Source organism: Luteimonas sp. YGD11-2, assembly GCF_004118975.1.
In the GTDB taxonomy this organism is placed as follows: domain Bacteria; phylum Pseudomonadota; class Gammaproteobacteria; order Xanthomonadales; family Xanthomonadaceae; genus Luteimonas; species Luteimonas muca.
In genome coordinates, this window is the sequence record NZ_CP035376.1 from 2,458,792 (window position 1) to 2,474,930 (window position 16,139).

General features: G+C 65.4%; 26 protein-coding genes. All 26 read right to left on the minus strand.

Features of this window, described 5'->3' with window-relative positions; all coding sequences use genetic code 11:
- Positions 1 to 8: 8 nt before the first annotated feature.
- The 26 genes from rpsK to fusA all read right to left on the minus strand — a co-directional run bounded on the left by rpsK (position 9) and on the right by fusA (position 16,056).
- Positions 9 to 401, minus strand: coding sequence for a 30S ribosomal protein S11 (gene rpsK / locus ERL55_RS11295; protein WP_024891209.1), 393 nt, complete (start codon positions 399 to 401; stop codon positions 9 to 11).
- 9 nt (positions 402 to 410) lie between these two features.
- On the minus strand, positions 411 to 767 hold the full coding sequence (gene rpsM / locus ERL55_RS11300; RefSeq protein WP_100322026.1) for a 30S ribosomal protein S13: 357 nt from the start codon (positions 765 to 767) through the stop codon (positions 411 to 413).
- Positions 768 to 1,091: 324 nt separating this feature from the next.
- Complete coding sequence (gene secY, locus ERL55_RS11305) at positions 1,092 to 2,432, minus strand: preprotein translocase subunit SecY (RefSeq protein WP_129137325.1); 1,341 nt, start codon at positions 2,430 to 2,432, stop codon at positions 1,092 to 1,094.
- A 141-nt stretch (positions 2,433 to 2,573) separates the two neighbouring features.
- Complete coding sequence (gene rplO, locus ERL55_RS11310) at positions 2,574 to 3,023, minus strand: 50S ribosomal protein L15 (protein WP_164972236.1); 450 nt, start codon at positions 3,021 to 3,023, stop codon at positions 2,574 to 2,576.
- Positions 3,023 to 3,220 carry a 50S ribosomal protein L30 gene (rpmD, locus tag ERL55_RS11315; protein WP_129136515.1) on the minus strand — a complete coding sequence of 66 codons (198 nt, stop codon included), beginning with the start codon at positions 3,218 to 3,220 and terminating at the stop codon, positions 3,023 to 3,025. Before rpmD ends, rplO begins: the two co-directional genes overlap by 1 nt.
- Positions 3,213 to 3,749 (minus strand): 30S ribosomal protein S5, encoded by a 537-nt coding sequence (gene rpsE / locus ERL55_RS11320; protein WP_129136516.1) that lies wholly within the window; start codon positions 3,747 to 3,749, stop codon positions 3,213 to 3,215. The genes rpmD and rpsE overlap by 8 nt, the downstream gene beginning before the upstream one ends.
- 154 nt (positions 3,750 to 3,903) lie before the next feature.
- Positions 3,904 to 4,257 (minus strand): 50S ribosomal protein L18, encoded by a 354-nt coding sequence (gene rplR / locus ERL55_RS11325; RefSeq protein WP_129136517.1) that lies wholly within the window; start codon positions 4,255 to 4,257, stop codon positions 3,904 to 3,906.
- Positions 4,258 to 4,343: 86 nt separating this feature from the next.
- Positions 4,344 to 4,874 carry a 50S ribosomal protein L6 gene (rplF, locus tag ERL55_RS11330; RefSeq protein WP_129136518.1) on the minus strand — a complete coding sequence of 177 codons (531 nt, stop codon included), beginning with the start codon at positions 4,872 to 4,874 and terminating at the stop codon, positions 4,344 to 4,346.
- Between the two features lie 13 nt (positions 4,875 to 4,887).
- Complete coding sequence (gene rpsH, locus ERL55_RS11335) at positions 4,888 to 5,283, minus strand: 30S ribosomal protein S8 (protein WP_129136519.1); 396 nt, start codon at positions 5,281 to 5,283, stop codon at positions 4,888 to 4,890.
- Positions 5,284 to 5,473: 190 nt separating this feature from the next.
- Positions 5,474 to 5,779, minus strand: coding sequence for a 30S ribosomal protein S14 (rpsN, locus tag ERL55_RS11340; protein ID WP_129136520.1), 306 nt, complete (start codon positions 5,777 to 5,779; stop codon positions 5,474 to 5,476).
- A gap of 10 nt (positions 5,780 to 5,789) precedes the next feature.
- Complete coding sequence (rplE, locus tag ERL55_RS11345; protein ID WP_129136521.1) at positions 5,790 to 6,332, minus strand: 50S ribosomal protein L5; 543 nt, start codon at positions 6,330 to 6,332, stop codon at positions 5,790 to 5,792.
- Between the two features lie 11 nt (positions 6,333 to 6,343).
- A complete protein-coding gene (gene rplX, locus ERL55_RS11350; RefSeq protein WP_100322016.1) occupies positions 6,344 to 6,661 on the minus strand; it encodes a 50S ribosomal protein L24 in 318 nt (105 codons plus the stop codon).
- A 15-nt stretch (positions 6,662 to 6,676) separates the two neighbouring features.
- Positions 6,677 to 7,045, minus strand: coding sequence for a 50S ribosomal protein L14 (gene rplN, locus ERL55_RS11355; protein WP_100322015.1), 369 nt, complete (start codon positions 7,043 to 7,045; stop codon positions 6,677 to 6,679).
- A 15-nt stretch (positions 7,046 to 7,060) separates the two neighbouring features.
- A complete protein-coding gene (rpsQ, locus tag ERL55_RS11360) occupies positions 7,061 to 7,327 on the minus strand; it encodes a 30S ribosomal protein S17 (protein WP_100322014.1) in 267 nt (88 codons plus the stop codon).
- An 11-nt stretch (positions 7,328 to 7,338) separates the two neighbouring features.
- A complete protein-coding gene (rpmC, locus tag ERL55_RS11365) occupies positions 7,339 to 7,542 on the minus strand; it encodes a 50S ribosomal protein L29 (protein ID WP_100322013.1) in 204 nt (67 codons plus the stop codon).
- Positions 7,542 to 7,955, minus strand: a complete 414-nt coding sequence (rplP, locus tag ERL55_RS11370; protein WP_100322012.1) for a 50S ribosomal protein L16 — start codon at positions 7,953 to 7,955, stop codon at positions 7,542 to 7,544. Before rplP ends, rpmC begins: the two co-directional genes overlap by 1 nt.
- 3 nt (positions 7,956 to 7,958) lie before the next feature.
- The gene (gene rpsC / locus ERL55_RS11375) at positions 7,959 to 8,696 is read right to left on the minus strand and encodes a 30S ribosomal protein S3 (protein WP_100322011.1); all 738 of its coding nucleotides are present in this window, start codon (positions 8,694 to 8,696) and stop codon (positions 7,959 to 7,961) included.
- A 1-nt stretch (position 8,697) separates the two neighbouring features.
- Positions 8,698 to 9,033, minus strand: coding sequence for a 50S ribosomal protein L22 (rplV, locus tag ERL55_RS11380; RefSeq protein WP_100322010.1), 336 nt, complete (start codon positions 9,031 to 9,033; stop codon positions 8,698 to 8,700).
- A gap of 10 nt (positions 9,034 to 9,043) precedes the next feature.
- A complete protein-coding gene (gene rpsS, locus ERL55_RS11385) occupies positions 9,044 to 9,313 on the minus strand; it encodes a 30S ribosomal protein S19 (protein WP_100322009.1) in 270 nt (89 codons plus the stop codon).
- A 6-nt stretch (positions 9,314 to 9,319) separates the two neighbouring features.
- The gene (gene rplB / locus ERL55_RS11390; protein ID WP_100322008.1) at positions 9,320 to 10,147 is read right to left on the minus strand and encodes a 50S ribosomal protein L2; all 828 of its coding nucleotides are present in this window, start codon (positions 10,145 to 10,147) and stop codon (positions 9,320 to 9,322) included.
- 44 nt (positions 10,148 to 10,191) lie between these two features.
- Entirely contained in the window at positions 10,192 to 10,491 is a 300-nt protein-coding gene (rplW, locus tag ERL55_RS11395) for a 50S ribosomal protein L23 (RefSeq protein WP_100322007.1), read from the minus strand.
- Positions 10,488 to 11,093, minus strand: coding sequence for a 50S ribosomal protein L4 (gene rplD, locus ERL55_RS11400; RefSeq protein ID WP_129136522.1), 606 nt, complete (start codon positions 11,091 to 11,093; stop codon positions 10,488 to 10,490). The genes rplW and rplD overlap by 4 nt, the downstream gene beginning before the upstream one ends.
- Before the next feature lie 12 nt (positions 11,094 to 11,105).
- Positions 11,106 to 11,759: a 50S ribosomal protein L3 gene (gene rplC, locus ERL55_RS11405; protein ID WP_129136523.1), complete on the minus strand. Its 654-nt coding sequence runs from the start codon at positions 11,757 to 11,759 to the stop codon at positions 11,106 to 11,108.
- A gap of 10 nt (positions 11,760 to 11,769) precedes the next feature.
- Positions 11,770 to 12,081, minus strand: a complete 312-nt coding sequence (gene rpsJ / locus ERL55_RS11410; RefSeq protein WP_047137645.1) for a 30S ribosomal protein S10 — start codon at positions 12,079 to 12,081, stop codon at positions 11,770 to 11,772.
- A 604-nt stretch (positions 12,082 to 12,685) separates the two neighbouring features.
- Entirely contained in the window at positions 12,686 to 13,876 is a 1,191-nt protein-coding gene (gene tuf / locus ERL55_RS11415) for an elongation factor Tu (RefSeq protein ID WP_129136524.1), read from the minus strand.
- Positions 13,877 to 13,959: 83 nt separating this feature from the next.
- On the minus strand, positions 13,960 to 16,056 hold the full coding sequence (fusA, locus tag ERL55_RS11420) for an elongation factor G (protein ID WP_129136525.1): 2,097 nt from the start codon (positions 16,054 to 16,056) through the stop codon (positions 13,960 to 13,962).
- Positions 16,057 to 16,139: the final 83 nt, after the last annotated feature.

A 16,139-nucleotide genomic window follows, 5' to 3' on the forward strand; every position in this document is an offset into this window, starting at 1 on the left:
CGCTCCCTTTAGACGCGACGCTTCTTCGGCGGACGGCACCCGTTGTGCGGGATGGGCGTCACGTCGATGATGTTGGTGATCTTGTAGCCGACGTTGTTGAGCGAACGCACGGCGGACTCGCGACCCGGGCCGGGGCCCTTGATGCGCACTTCCAGCGACTTCACGCCGTAGTCGAGCGCAGCGCGGCCGGCCTTCTCGGCGGCAACCTGGGCAGCGAACGGGGTCGACTTGCGGGAACCGCGGAAGCCCGCGCCGCCCGAGGTCGCCCACGACAGTGCATTGCCCTGGCGATCGGTGATGGTGACGATGGTGTTGTTGAAAGAAGCGTGGACGTGGGCGACGCCATCGGTGATGACGCGCTTGATCTTCTTCTTGGTCTTGGTAGCAGCCGGCTTTGCCATGTCTGTTCCTTACTTCCTGATGGCCTTGCGCGGGCCCTTGCGGGTCCGGGCGTTGGTCCGGGTGCGCTGGCCGCGCAGCGGCAGGCCGCGGCGGTGGCGCAGGCCACGATAGCTACCCAGGTCCATCAGGCGCTTGATCGCCATGCCGGTCTCGCGGCGCAGGTCACCCTCCACCACGTACTTGCCGATCTCCGAGCGCAGGCGCTCGACTTCCGGCTCGGTCAGGTCGACGATCCGGGTCGTCTGGTCGACACCCGCAGCGTCGCAGACCTTCTTGGAACGGGTACGGCCGATGCCGTAGATACTCTGAAGCCCGACCCAGACATGCTTCTGGGCAGGCAGGTTGACGCCAGCAATACGCGCCATGACGCGATCTCCAACTGGTTAGGCGGCCGGACCCGGGCGGGCGCGCGGCGCAGTGAACACGAAATTGTATCAAAGTCCCGGGTTGTCAGGAAGCCCCGGCCAACAGCGGCCAGGACTCCGGCATGGGGAGTGTGCCCATGCTCCGGCGAAGGCCCAGGACTGGTCGCCGGCGCAAGCGCCTGCGGCCCTCCCCGCCACTCAAGCGGGGAACCGGCCCTGGACCACCCGTGCGCGGGACTGCCGCCCGGGTCGCCCATCCGGACCGGGACGAGGCCCCGGTCCATGCAGGCCGCCGAAGCGGCCCGCGTGCGATCTGTATTGCCGTCAGCGGGCGCTCAGCCCACCACCGCGACCACCCTTCAGGTTGGCCTTCTTCAGCAGGCTCTCGTACTGGTGCGACATCAGGTGGGCCTGCAGCTGGGCGATGAAATCCATCACCACGACCACCACGATGAGCAGCGAGGTGCCGCCGAAGTAGAACGAAGTCCCCAGCTCGGCCCGCAGGAACTCGGGCAGCAGGCAGACGATGACCAGGTAGGTCGCACCGGCGGCGGTGAGCCGCGTCAGCACGCCATCGATGTAGTCGGCGGTGGCCTTGCCGGGGCGGATGCCCGGGATCAGCGCGCCCGACTTCTTCAGGTTGTCGGCGGTTTCCTGGCTGTTGAACACCAGCGCCGTATAGAAGAACGCGAAGCCCGCGATCAGCCCGGCGTACAGCAGGATGTAGAGCGGCTCGCCCGGCGACAGCGCCTGCGCGGCGCGCTGCAGCCAGTTGGCCGAACCGGCCTGGCCGAACCAGGTCGAGACCGTGGCCGGGAACATGATGATCGACGAGGCGAAGATCGCCGGGATCACGCCCGCCATGTTGAGCTTCAGCGGCAGGAACGAGCTCTGGTTCATGTACGCGTTGCGGCCACCCTGGCGGCGCGCGTAGTTGACCGTGATCCGGCGCTGGCCGCGTTCGACGAACACCACGAAGTACACGAACACCAGCACGATGGTCGCGATCAGGATCACCGCGATCGGGCTGATGTCGCCGTTGCGGGCCTGCTCGAAGGTGCTGATGACCGCGCCCGGAATGCCGGCCACGATGCCCGCGAAGATGATCAGCGACACGCCGTTGCCGATGCCGCGCTCGGTCACCTGCTCGCCCAACCAGACCAGGAACATGGTGCCGGCGGTCAGCGCGACGATGGCGGTGAGCACGAAGCCCATGCCCGGCTGGTAGACCACCTGGATACCGCTTCCGGCGCCCTGCGACTGCAGCGCCATCGCGATGCCGGCCGACTGGAAGATCGCCAGCGGGATCGCGCCGATGCGCGACCACTGGGTGATCCGGCGACGGCCGGACTCGCCTTCCTTCTGGATCGCCTTGAGGCTGGGCACGATCTGCACCATCAGCTGCATGACGATCGACGCCGAGATGTACGGGATCACGTTCAGCGCGAACAGGCTGAAACGCTCCAGCGCACCGCCCGAGAACATGTTGAACATGTCGACGATGGTGCCCTGCTGCTGTTCCATCAGGCGCAGCATGGCGTCCGGGTTGACGCCCGGAACCGGGATGTAGCAGCCGATACGGTAGACCAGCAGCGCACCGAGAACGAACAGCAGGCGCTGGCGCAGCTCGGTGAACTTGCCCATGCCCGCGCCGAGATTGCCCATTGCGCTAGCGCTGCGTGACATCGAATGCTCCGTTGTGCCGATCTGACCGCACGTGACTATGACCCGAAACCTGGCCGCCTTCCGCGACGACGACGGCCGCCCTCAACGGGCGGCCGCATTGCTGAAGTTGGCGCTGCCGGCTCAGGCCGGCTGATCCTCGACCGTGCCGCCGGCGGCTTCGATCGCCGCACGCGCACCGGCCGTGGCAAGCACGCCCTTGAGCACGAGCTTCTTCGACAGCTCGCCCTTCTTCACGATCTTGGCGCGCTTGGCGGTCGACGGGACCAGCTTGGCGGCGCGCAGCGCGGCGAAGTCGATCTCGCCGTCCAGGCGCTCCAGCTGGTACAGCATCACTTCGGCGGTGTCGTTCTTGGTGCGCGAGCGGAAGCCGACCTTCGGCAGCCGCATGTGCATGGGCATCTGGCCGCCTTCGAAGCCGGCCTTGATCTTGCCCTTGCCCGAGCGCGCGAACGAACCCTTGTGGCCGCGGCCGGCGGTCTTGCCGAGGCCGGAACCGATACCGCGGCCAACGCGCTTGCGATCGGCACGCGCGCCTGCAGCAGGCTTGAGAGTGTTGAGCTTCATCTGGATTACTCCTCGACCCGGACCAGGTAGTGGACCTTGTTGATCAGGCCACGGACCTGCGGGCTGTCCTTGAGTTCGCGGACATCATTGAGCTTGTTCAGGCCGAGAGCCCGAACCGAGAGGCGGTGCTTGGCCTGCGAACCGCGAAGGCCCTTGACCAGGCGCACCTTGACGGTGCCGTTGCCGGCTTCGTTCTTACCCATGGAGGATCTCCTCGACCTTCTTGCCGCGCTTTGCCGCGATCTTGGACGGCGACTGCATCGACTCCAGGCCGCGGACCGTGGCACGCACGAGGTTGATCGGATTGCGCGAACCGACGGCCTTCGCCAGCACGTCCTTGACGCCGACGGCTTCCAGGACGGCGCGCATCGCACCGCCGGCAATCACGCCGGTACCCTCGGACGCCGGCTGCATGAACACGCGGGCGGCGCCGTGGCCGGCCTTCACCGTGTGGAACAGCGTGCCGCCGTTGAGGTCGATGTTGCTCATGTTCTTGCGGGCGTACTCCATCGACTTCTGGATCGCGACCGGCACTTCGCGCGCCTTGCCGTAACCGAAGCCGACACGGCCGTTGCCGTCACCCACCACCGTCAGCGCGGTGAAGGTGAACTGGCGGCCGCCCTTGACCGTCTTGCTGACGCGGTTGACCGCGATCAGCTTCTCGATCATGCCGTCGTCCTGCTCCTCGCGGTCGCGGCGGTCGCGGCCCCGGGATTCTCTTTCGTTTGCCATGTTGGGTCGTCCTGATGTGGGAAATGTACGGCTCGCGGCCGCTTATGGTTGTTGGGCTGGTGCGGTGCAGCGCCTGACCGTGCAGAAGACGGAGGGCGCCCGGCGTATGGCCACGCCGGCGGCGGTAGCCCGGGACAGGCCCGGGCCCGGTGGATCAGAACTGCAGACCACCCTCGCGGGCGGCGTCGGCCAGTGCCTTGATGCGACCGTGGTAACGGTAGCCGGAACGATCGAAGGCGATCTTCTCGACTCCGGCCGCACGCGCCTTCTCGGCGATCGCACGACCGACCTTGGCGGCGGCCTCGATGTTCTTGGCGCTGCTCAGGCCTTCGCGCACGTCGGCCTGGGTGGTGTTGGCCGCGGCCAGCACCTTCGAACCGTCGGCGCTGAACAGCTGCGCGTAGACGTGCTGGCCGGTGCGCAGCACCGACAGGCGCGGCATACCGAGTTCGCGGATGCGCGAGCGCGTGCTCTTGGCGCGGCGCAGGCGGGCGTTCTTCTTGTCCATGGTGGTTTCTCTCTAGGAAGCGGATCGACGCGGCTTGACCGTTGCACCGCCGGCCTCTGCAGGTCGGGCGGTGCGCGGGGACCGGCTTATGCCTTCTTGGCTTCCTTGCGGATGACGGTCTCGTCGGAGTACTTCACGCCCTTGCCCTTGTAGGGCTCCGGCGGACGGAACCCGCGGATCTTGGCGGCGGCCTGGCCCACGGCCTGCTTGTCGGCACCGGTGATCAGGATTTCGGTCTGGGTCGGGGTGCTGATGGACACGCCTTCCGGGGCCTGGAACACCACCGGATGCGAGAAGCCCAGCGCCAGGCTCAGATCCTTGCCCTGCATGGTGGCGCGGTAGCCGACGCCGACCAGCTCGAGCTTGCGCTCGAAGCCCTGCGACACACCGTGCACCATGTTGGCGAGGATCGCCCGCAGGGTGCCGGTGATGGCCATGTGCGACGACGGATCCACCGGGGAGAGCACGGCATGACCGTCCTCGACCTTGATCTCCACGCCTTCCGGCCTGGTGGTGGACAGGGTGCCCTTGGGGCCCTTCACGCCGACGGTGTCGGCCTGGATGTTGAGTTCGACGCCCTGCGGGAGGGCGACCGGCTTCTTGGCGACGCGAGACATGTGCTGTTCTCCCTTATGCCACGAAGCACAGGACTTCGCCGCCGACGCCCTGCTGGCGCGCCTGCGAGTCGGTCATGATGCCCTTCGAGGTCGAAATGATGGCGATGCCCATGCCGTTGAGAACCTTGGGCAGTTCGTCCTTGCCGCGGTACTGCCGCAGGCCGGAGCGCGAGAAACGCTGCATGCGCTCGATCACCGGACGGCCGGCGTAGTACTTCAGTTCGATCTGGAGTTCGGCCTTGGCGCCGTTCTCGGTCACGCGGTAGTCGGCGATGTAGCCTTCGTCCTTGAGGACCTTGGCGATTGCCGTCTTGATCTTCGACGACGGCATCTTCACCGTCGGCTTGCCGACCGCGGCCGCATTCTTCATGCGGACCAGCATGTCGGCGATGGGATCAGTCATGCTCATGAGTATTCACCTTTGAGTAGCACCGATATCCGCTTTCGCGAAATCTTGGGTTGTGCCCGCCACGCGGAACGCAGGCGGGATCTCCCCCTGCAGACGGCGGGGAGCCGGGCATTGTAGCAGCATGCAACCGGCTGTGCACCGGCACACGCGATGACCACAGTGCCGTCCGTTACCGGACGGCGCCTGGCGGTTACCAGCTGGCCTTGCGCAGGCCGGGCACGTCACCGTTCATGGTCGCCTTGCGCAGCATGTTGCGGCCGAGGCCGAACTTGCTGTAGACGGCGCGCGGACGGCCGGTCAGGGCGCAGCGCGTGGTCTGGCGGGCCGGCGACGAATCGCGCGGCAGCTTCTGCAGGCGGGTGACCGCGTCCATCTTCTCTTCGTAGCTTGCCGTGTCGCTGGCGATGATCTTCTTGAGCTCGTCGCGCTTGGCGGCGTACTTCTTCACCAGCTTGGCCCGCTTGACTTCGCGGTTGACCATGGAGGTCTTTGCCATAAGTGTTTCCTCAGTTCCGGAACGGGAAGCGGAAGGCCTCGAGCAGGGCCTTGGCCTCCGCATCGGTCTTCGCCGTGGTGGTGATGGCGATATCCATGCCGCGGATCGCGTCGACCTGGTCGAAGTCGATTTCCGGGAAGATGATCTGCTCCTTCACGCCCATGTTGTAGTTGCCACGGCCATCGAACGAGCGGCCCGACACGCCACGGAAGTCGCGCACGCGCGGCAGCGAGACGTTCACCAGGCGGTCCAGGAACTCGTACATGTGGTTGCGGCGCAGGGTGACCTTGCAGCCGATCGGCCAGCCGTCGCGGATCTTGAACGATGCCACCGAGACGCGCGACTTGGTGACCAGCGGCTTCTGGCCGGAGATCTTCGCCATGTCGGCGGTCGCGTTCTCGAGCACCTTCTTGTTCGCGGCAGCCTCGCCCACGCCCATGTTGAGCGTGATCTTCACCAGCTTGGGGACTTCCATGATGTTGGCGTAGCCGAACTGCTCCATGAGCTTCGGCACCACCTCATCCTTGTAGAACTTTTCCAGACGCGTGTTCATTTCAACATTCCTCAGGCGTCAACCGCCTCACCGCTGGAGCGGAACACGCGAATGCGGCGTCCATCCTCCAGCACCTTGGTCCCGATGCGCTCGCCCTTGCCGGAAGCAGGGTTGAAAGGCATCACGTTGGATACATGGATCGGCGCTTCGCGCTCGATCACGCCGCCTGGCTGGTTGGCCTGCGGGTTGGGCTTGGTATGGCGCTTGATGATGTTGACGTTGGACACGACGACCGTGTCGCCGATCACGCGCACCACGTCGCCCTTCTTGCCCTTGTCCTTGCCGGCGGTCACGATGACGTGGTCGCCCTTCTTGATACGGTTAGCCATTGTCTTGTCCTCCGCTCACAGCACTTCGGGTGCGAGCGAGACGATCTTCATGAACTTCTCGGAGCGCAGCTCGCGCGTGACCGGCCCGAAGATGCGGGTACCGATCGGCTCGTGCTTGTTGTTGAGCAGCACGGCGGCGTTGCCATCGAAGCGGATCAGCGAGCCGTCCGGACGGCGCACGCCCTTGCGGGTGCGGACGACGACGGCGTTGTACACCTCGCCCTTCTTCACCTTGCCGCGCGGGATGGCGTCCTTGATGGACACCTTGATGATGTCGCCGATGCCGGCGTAACGGCGCTTGGAGCCACCGAGCACCTTGATGCACATCACTTCCTTGGCGCCGGAGTTGTCGGCCACATCGAGGTGGCTTTGCATCTGGATCATGGTCAGCGCTCCTCGTTATTCCGCTGCGCGCGTGATGATTTCGACCACGCGCCAGTTCTTGGTCTTGGACATGGGCGCGATCTCCACCACGCGGACGGTGTCGCCCTCGTTGCAGGAATTGTCGGCATCGTGGGCGTGCAGCTTGGTCGAACGGCGGATGTACTTGCCGTACAGCGCGTGCTTGACCTGCCGCTCGACCAGGACCGTCACGGTCTTGTCCATCTTGTTGCTGACGACACGGCCTTCGACCGTGCGCAGCTTCTTTTCGTTGTTGTCGGTCATCTCGGCCGTCCTCAGTTCTTCGCGCCAGCGTCGAGCTGGCCGATCACGGTGTGCACGCGGGCGATCTCGCGACGCACGCGACGGGCCTCGTGGCTCTTTGCAAGCTGGCCGGTGGCCTTCTGCATCCGCAGCGAGAACTGCTCCTTGTGCAGCTCGAGCAGGTGGGCCTTGAGGTCGTCGACCGACTTCTCACGCAGTTCCTTGATCGTAGCCATCAGCGCACCGTCCGGGTCACGAATTGGGTGGTGACCGAAAGCTTGGCGGCGGCCAGGCGGAACGCTTCACGCGCGGTCGCCTCGTCGATGCCCTCGATCTCGAAGATCATCCGGCCGGGCTGGATCTGGGCGACCCAGAACTCCACGCTGCCCTTGCCCGAGCCCATGCGGACTTCGATGGGCTTCTTGGTGATCGGCTTGTCGGGATACACGCGGATCCACATCTTGCCGCCGCGCTTGACGTGACGGCTGATGGTGCGGCGGCCGGCTTCGATCTGGCGTGCGGTCAGCTGGCCGGTCTGCGTGGCACGCAGGCCGTACTCGCCGAAGCTGACGGCATTGCCGTTCCACGCCAGGCCGTCGTTGCGGCCCTTGTGCATCTTGCGGTATTTGGTTCGCTTGGGTTGCAACATGACTTAGTCCCTCGCCTCGCGGTCGCGGCGCGGGCCACGGCGGTCGCGGTCACCGCGATCACCACGCTCGCCACGCGGCGTGTCGTCCTGCTTCTCCTGGCCCACCTGGCTGAAATCGAAGATTTCGCCCTTGTAGATCCAGACCTTGATACCGATGACGCCGTAGGTGGTATGCGCCTCGGCGAAACCGTAGTCGACGTCGGCGCGCAGCGTGTGCAGCGGCACGCGACCTTCGCGGTACCACTCCGAACGCGCGATCTCGGCGCCGTTGAGGCGGCCGGCGACGTTGACCTTGATGCCCAGCGCACCGAGGCGCATCGCGTTGCCGACGGCGCGCTTCATCGCGCGGCGGAACATGATGCGGCGCTCGAGCTGCTGCGCGATCGACTCGGCCACCAGCTGCGCGTCGAGTTCGGGCTTGCGGACTTCGGTGACGTTGATGTGCGCCGGAACGCCCATCATGTCGCTGACTTCCTTGCGCAGCTTCTCGATGTCCTCACCGCGCTTGCCGATCACCACGCCCGGACGGGCGGTGTGGATCGTCACGCGTGCGGTCTTGGCCGGACGCTCGATCAGGATCTTGCTGATGCCGGCCTGCGCGAGCTTCTTGCGCAGCATCTCGCGGACCTTGAGGTCGGCGGCGAGGTAGTCGGCGTATTCCTTCTTGCCGGCGTACCACTTCGAATTCCAGTCCTTGGAGATGCCGAGGCGGATACCGGTGGGATGAACTTTATGACCCATGTTACTTGCCCTCTCCCACGACGACGGTGATGTGGCTGGTCCGCTTCAGGATGCGGGTGCCGCGACCCTTCGCACGCGCCATGAAGCGCTTCAGCGTGGGACCCTCGTCGACCATGATGGTCTTGACCTTCAGCTCGTCGACATCGGCGCCCTGGTTGTTCTCGGCATTGGCGATCGCCGACTCCACCACCTTCTTGATCAGGTGGGCAGCCTTCTTGTCCGAGAACTTCAGCAGGTTGACGGCGCGCTCGGCCGGCAGGCCGCGCACCTGGTCGGCGACCAGGCGAGCCTTCTGGGCGGAGATGCGCGCACTGCGCAGGATTGCTTTCGCTTCCATTGTCATCTCCTTAACGCGACTTCTTGTCGCCGCCATGACCCTTGAAGGTCCTGGTCAGGGCGAACTCGCCGAGCTTGTGGCCAACCATGTTCTCGTTGACGAGCACCGGAATGTGGTTCTTGCCGTTATGCACGGCGATGGTGAAACCCACCATCTCCGGCAGGATCATCGAGCGACGCGACCAGGTCTTGATCGGCTTCTTCGTGTTGCTGCCCGCGGCTTCCACCTTCTTGACGAGGTGGTGGTCGACGAACGGGCCTTTCTTGAGTGAACGTGCCATGGCCGATTAGCTCCTGCGATCGCGCACGATGAACTGCTGCGTGCGCTTGTTCTTGCGGGTCTTGTAACCCTTGGTCGGGACGCCCCACGGGGTGACCGGGTGCGGGTTGCCCTGGCCGGCGCGGGCCTCACCACCGCCGTGCGGATGGTCGACCGGGTTCATCGCCGCACCGCGGACGGTCGGCTTGACACCGCGCCAGCGCTTGGCGCCGGCCTTGCCCAGCTTCTCCAGGTTGTGCTCGACGTTGCCGACTTCGCCGATGGTGGCGCGGCATTCGGCCGGCACCTTGCGCATCTCGCCCGAACGCAGGCGCAGCGTGGCGTAGCCCTGCTCGCGCGCGACCAGCTGCACGCCGGCACCGGCGGCACGCGCGATCTGCGCGCCCTTGCCGGGCTTCATCTCGATGCAGTGCACCGTGGAGCCGACCGGGATGTTGCGCAGCGGCAGCGTGTTGCCGACCTTGATCGGGGCATCGCTGCCCGCGAGCACCTGGTCGCCGGCCTTCAGGCCCTTGGGGGCGATGATGTAGCGGCGCTCACCGTCGACATAGCACAGCAGCGCGATGTGCGCAGTGCGGTTCGGGTCGTACTCGATCCGCTCCACGCGCGCCGGAATGCCTTCCTTGTTGCGCTTGAAGTCGATGATGCGGTAGTGCTGCTTGTGGCCACCACCGATGTGGCGGGTGGTGATGCGGCCGTGGTGGTTGCGGCCACCGGACTTGCTCTGCTTCTCGACGAGCGCGGCGTGCGGAGCACCCTTGTGCAGGTCGGGCGTCACCACCCGGACCGCGGCGCGGCGGCCGGCGGAGGTGGGCTTGAATTTCATCAATGGCATGGGACTGGATCCTGTTTAGAGAAGTGCCGACGTATCGGACTTCGTCAGACCTTGGCCGTCATCACGTCGATCGACTGGCCTTCGGCCAGCGTCACGTACGCCTTGCGCCAGTCGCCGCGGCGGCCGGTACGAAAGCGGAAGGACTTGTTCTTGCCCTTCACGTTGACCACGTTGACCGCCTCGACCTTCACGTCGAAGAGCTTCTCGACTGCCGCCTTGATGTCGGCCTTGGTCGCGTCGACCGCGACCTCGAAGGCGTACTGGTTGGACACTTCCTGCAGGCGCGCGGTCTTTTCGGACACGCGCGGCGCACGGATCACCTCATAGAGCTTGGCGTCGTTCATGCCAGCCATTCCTCGATCTTCTTGACCGCATCGGTCGTGATCAGCACCGTGTCCGCGCCGACGAGCGCGACCGGGTCCAGGCCCTGCACGTCGCGGACCTGCACGTACGGCAGGTTGCGCGCGGACAGGTACAGGTTCTCCGACGCTTCCTCGGTGACGATGAGCGGACGCTTGCCCAGGTCGAAATCCTTGAGCTTGGTGACCAGCGCGCTGGTCTTGGTCTGGTCGACGTCGAACGCGTCGACGACCTTCAGGCGGCCCTGGCGGTTGAGCTCGGACAGGATCGCCGACATCGCCGCGCGGTACATCTTGCGGTTGACCTTCTGCGCGAAGCTGCGCGGCTTGGCCGCGAAGGTCACGCCGCCGCCGACGAAGATCGGAGCCGTCAGTGCGCCATGACGCGCGCCGCCGCCCTTCTGCTTCTTCGACTTCTTGGTGGTGCCGTTGACCTCGGAACGGGTCTTCTGCGCCTTGGTGCCGGAACGACCTGCGTTGCGGTAGGCGACCACGACCTGGTGGACCAGGTCCTGGCTGAAGTCGCGTCCGAACACGTCGTCGGAGACCGACAGCTTCTCGTTGCTATTGGTGATGGTGAGTTCCATCGTCGTGACTCCTTAACCCTTGCTCGCAGGACGCACGATCACGTCACCGCCAGGTGCACCCGGAACCGCACCCTTGATCGCGATCAGGCCGCGCTCGGCGTCGACCTTGATCACTTCGAGGTTCTGCGTGCTCTGCACGTCGGCGCCCATGTGGCCGGACATCTTCTTGCCCGGGAACACGCGACCCGGGGTCTGGCGCTGGCCCAGCGAACCGGGCGAACGGTGCGACAGCGAGTTACCGTGCGTCGCGTCGCCCATGCTGAAGTTCCAGCGCTTGATCGTGCCCTGGAAGCCCTTGCCCTTGGTGACGCCCTGGACGTCGACCAGCTGGCCGACCTCGAAGATGTCGGCCTTGATCTCGCCGCCGATGGTGAAGTCGGCGATGCGGTCGTCCTCGACGCGCAGCTCCCACAGGCCACGGCCGGCTTCGACCTTGGCCTTGGCCAGGTGACCCGCTTCGGGCTTGTTGATCAGCGACGCGCGCTTGTGGCCCACGGTCACCTGCACGGCGCTGTACCCGTCGGTGTCGGGGGTCTTGATCTGGGTGATCCGGTTCGGGGTGGCCTCGATCAGCGTCACCGGCACGGAGTTGCCGTCCTCGGTGAACACGCGGCTCATGCCGGCCTTGCGACCGACGATACCCAGCGAATATTTCTTCGCAGTCATCTCAGTGGCCTCAGGTCAGCTTGATCTGGACGTCGACGCCGGCCGCGAGCTCGAGCTTCATCAGCGCGTCAACGGTCTTGTCGTTCGGGTCGACGATGTCCAGCACGCGCTTGTGCGTGCGGGTCTCGTACTGGTCGCGCGCGTCCTTGTCGACGTGCGGCGAGGTGAGGATGGTGTAGCGCTCGATCTTGGTCGGCAGCGGGATCGGGCCGCGCACCTGGGCGCCGGTCCGCTTGGCTGTTTCAACGATCTCGCTGGCGGAGCGATCGATCAGGCGATGATCGAACGCCTTGAGCCGGATCCGGATCTTCTGGTCCGTCATGACGGATTTCCTCTGTTGGAAAGCCCGCACCGGAGGCGCGGACCTTTGCGAGGGGACTCGCAGATTTAAAGAGCGACAGGCTCCGCGGCTGGGTGCGCGGAACCCCATGTAATCGATGCCCTGCCGGACCAGATTCACCCGCGACCCGGCAGTACCCCTGAACAAACAAGGCAGGCCGGTTACCCGGCCCGCCCAGACGAGAAACGCAGACGCGACAACTCGCTCTTCCCTGTATGCTCCGGACACTTCCGGAACGGGTAGAGCACTGCCTCGCGACATGTCCCTGTCTGGCGAAGACGAGGCGCGTCCTGCACCTCATTTCGCTGTTTCCGGCCTGCGTTACAGCATGCCGCCGGAAGTGGTCGAACATTCTAGCGGCATCCGGGCCCGACTTGCAAGCGCGGATGCTGACTGGCTGCGAACCCGACTGGGCCTGCAACCGACGTGCGCCCGAAGGCGCACGTGGCAATCGTCAAGTTACTGCATCCCCGACTGGAGCGCTTCGGGGATGGCGCATCGCAAAGGCACTGGATCCCCGACAAGAGCGCTCGGGGATGATGCATTGGCAAAGGCGGCTACGCTTGCTCGTAGCCGCGCCAATGCGTCACTTGATGATCTTGGCGACGACGCCGGCGCCGACGGTGCGGCCACCTTCGCGGATCGCGAAGCGCAGACCTTCGTCCATCGCGATCGGGTTGATCAGCGAGACCACCATCTTCACGTTGTCGCCCGGCATCACCATCTCGGTGCCTTCCGGCAGCTCGACCGCACCGGTGATGTCGGTGGTGCGGAAGTAGAACTGCGGACGGTAGCCCTTGAAGAACGGCGTGTGGCGGCCGCCCTCGTCCTTCGACAGCACGTAGACTTCGGCTTCGAAGTCGGTGTGCGGCTTGATCGAACCCGGCTTGCACAGCACCTGGCCGCGCTCGACGTCGTCACGCTTGGTGCCGCGCAGCAGCAGACCGGCGTTGTCGCCCGCCTGACCCTGGTCGAGCAGCTTGCGGAACATCTCGACGCCGGTGACGGTCGTCTTCTGGGTGGCGCGGATACCGACGATCTCGATTTCCTCGCCCACCTTGATCACGCCGCGCTCGATGCGCCCGGTCACCACGGTGCCGCGGCCCGAGATCGAGAACACGTCTTCCACCGGCATCAGGAAGGTCTTGTCGATGTCGCGCTCGGGCTCCGGAATCCAGGTGTCGAGCGCCTCGACCAGCTTGATGATCGCCGGCACGCCGATGTCGGACTGGTCGCCTTCCAGCGCCTTGAGTGCCGAACCGTGGATGATCGGGGTGTCGTCGCCCGGGAAGTCGTACTTCGACAGCAGCTCGCGCACTTCCATCTCGACCAGCTCGAGGAGCTCGGCGTCGTCGACCATGTCGGCCTTGTTCAGGAACACCACGATGTACGGCACGCCGACCTGGCGGGCCAGCAGGATGTGCTCGCGGGTCTGCGGCATCGGGCCGTCAGCGGCCGAGCACACCAGGATCGCGCCGTCCATCTGCGCCGCACCGGTAATCATGTTCTTGACGTAGTCGGCGTGACCCGGGCAGTCGACGTGCGCGTAGTGGCGCGTCGGGCTTTCGTATTCCACGTGCGAGGTCGAGATCGTGATGCCGCGGGCCTTTTCCTCAGGCGCCTTGTCGATCGCGTCGTAGGCGTGGAACTCGCCGCCGAAACGCTCCGCGCCCACCTTCGTCAGCGCCGCCGTCAGCGTCGTCTTGCCGTGGTCGACGTGACCGATCGTGCCCACGTTCACGTGGGGCTTGGTGCGCTCGAACTTACCCTTTGCCATGTGTCTAACTCCGAAATTGGGGGTTGGGGACTGAAGCGGTGACCCGGGGCGGACTGCCCCGGATCCCCAGCCGATCCCGGCTCTTAGTTCTTCTTGACCACGGCTTCGGCGATGTTGGTCGGCGCCTCGGCGTAGTGGTCGAATTCCATCGTGTAGGTCGCGCGGCCCTGGCTCATCGAACGCAGGGTGGTCGCGTAGCCGAACATCTCGCCCAGCGGCACCATCGCGTTGATGACCTTGCCCGACAGCGTGTCGTCCTGGCCCTGCAGGATGCCGCGGCGGCGGCTCACGTCGCCCATCACGTCACCGAGGTAATCCTCGGGGGTGACGATCTCGACCTTCATGATCGGCTCGAGCAGCACCGGGCTGGCGCGGTTGAAGCCTTCCTTGAAGCCCATGGAGCCGGCGATCTTGAACGCCATTTCCGAGGAGTCGACCTCGTGGTACGAGCCGTCGACCAGGCGGACCTTGACGTCGACGATCGGATAGCCGGCCATGATGCCGTTGGCCAGCACTTCCTGGATGCCCTTGTCGACCGCGGGGATGTATTCCTTCGGCACGACACCGCCGACGATGGCGTTCTCGAACTCGTAACCGGTGCCCGGCTCCTGCGGCGAGATCTCCAGCCACACGTGGCCGAACTGACCCTTACCACCGGACTGGCGCACGAACTTGCCTTCCGACTTCACCGACTTGCGGATGGTCTCGCGGTACGCGACCTGCGGCTTGCCGACGTTGGCCTCGACGTTGAACTCGCGCTTCATGCGGTCGACGATGATGTCGAGATGCAGCTCGCCCATGCCGGAGATGATGGTCTGGCCGGATTCCTCGTCGGTACGTACGCGGAAGGACGGATCCTCCTGCGCCAGGCGGCCGAGGGCGAGGCCCATCTTCTCCTGGTCGGACTTGGTCTTGGGCTCCACCGCCATCGAGATGACGGGCTCCGGGAAGGTCATGCGCTCGAGCACGATCGGCGCATCCTGGGCGCAGAGGGTGTCACCGGTGGTGACGTCCTTCAGGCCGACGGCGGCAGCGATATCGCCCGCGAGCACTTCCTTGATCTCGTCGCGGTTGTTGGAATGCATCTGCAGCAACCGGCCGATGCGTTCCTTCTTGCCCTTGACCGAGTTCAGCACCTGGTCGCCGGCGTTGAGCTTGCCGGAGTAGACGCGGAAGAAGGTCAGCGAGCCCACGAACGGGTCGGTCATGATCTTGAACGCCAGCGCCGAGAACGGTGCGGCGTCGCTCGAGTCGCGCGACAGCTCCTTCTCCTCGTCGTCGACGTCGGTGCCGGTCACGGCCGGCACGTCGACCGGCGACGGCAGCAGCTTGACCACACCGTCGAGCATCGCCTGCACGCCCTTGTTCTTGAACGCCGAGCCGCAGAACATCGGCACGATCTCGGTCTTGAGGGTGCGCTCGCGAAGGCCGTTGACGATCTCTTCCTCGGTGAGCTCGCCGCCCTCGAGGTACTTGTCCATCAGCGCTTCGCTGGCTTCCGCCGCGGACTCGACCATGAAGGCGCGCGCCTCTTCGGCGATCTTCTGCAGGTCGCCCGGGATGTCGCGGTATTCGAAGTTCAGGCCCTGGGACGCGGTATCCCAGTGGATCGCCTTCATCTTCAGCAGGTCGATCACGCCCTCGAAGCCGTCTTCGGCACCGACCGGCACCTGCATCGGCACCGGGTATGCACCCAGGCGCGCCTTGAGCTGGTCACGGACCTTGAAGAAGTTGGCGCCGGTGCGGTCCATCTTGTTGACGAACGCGATGCGCGGCACCTTGTACTTGTTGGCCTGGCGCCAGACGGTCTCCGACTGCGGCTGCACGCCACCGACGGCGCACAGCACGAACACCGCGCCGTCGAGCACGCGCAGGGACCGCTCGACCTCGATGGTGAAGTCGACGTGGCCGGGGGTATCGATGATGTTGAAGCGGTGTTCCGGCAGGGACTTGTCCATGCCCTTCCAGAACGCGGTGGTGGCAGCCGACTGGATCGTGATGCCACGCTCCTGCTCCTGCTCCATCCAGTCCATGGTGGCGGCACCGTCATGCACCTCGCCGAGCTTGTGGCTCTTGCCGGTGTAGAACAGGATGCGCTCGGACGTGGTGGTCTTGCCGGCATCGATGTGGGCCATGATGCCGAAGTTGCGATAGCGTTCGATGGGAGTGGTACGAGCCACGGTCGTCTCTCGTTTCTGGGCCCGACGCATGCGCCGGGCTGAAATGGCCGGACGCCGCCTTGCGGCGGCCTCCGGGTGCAGGA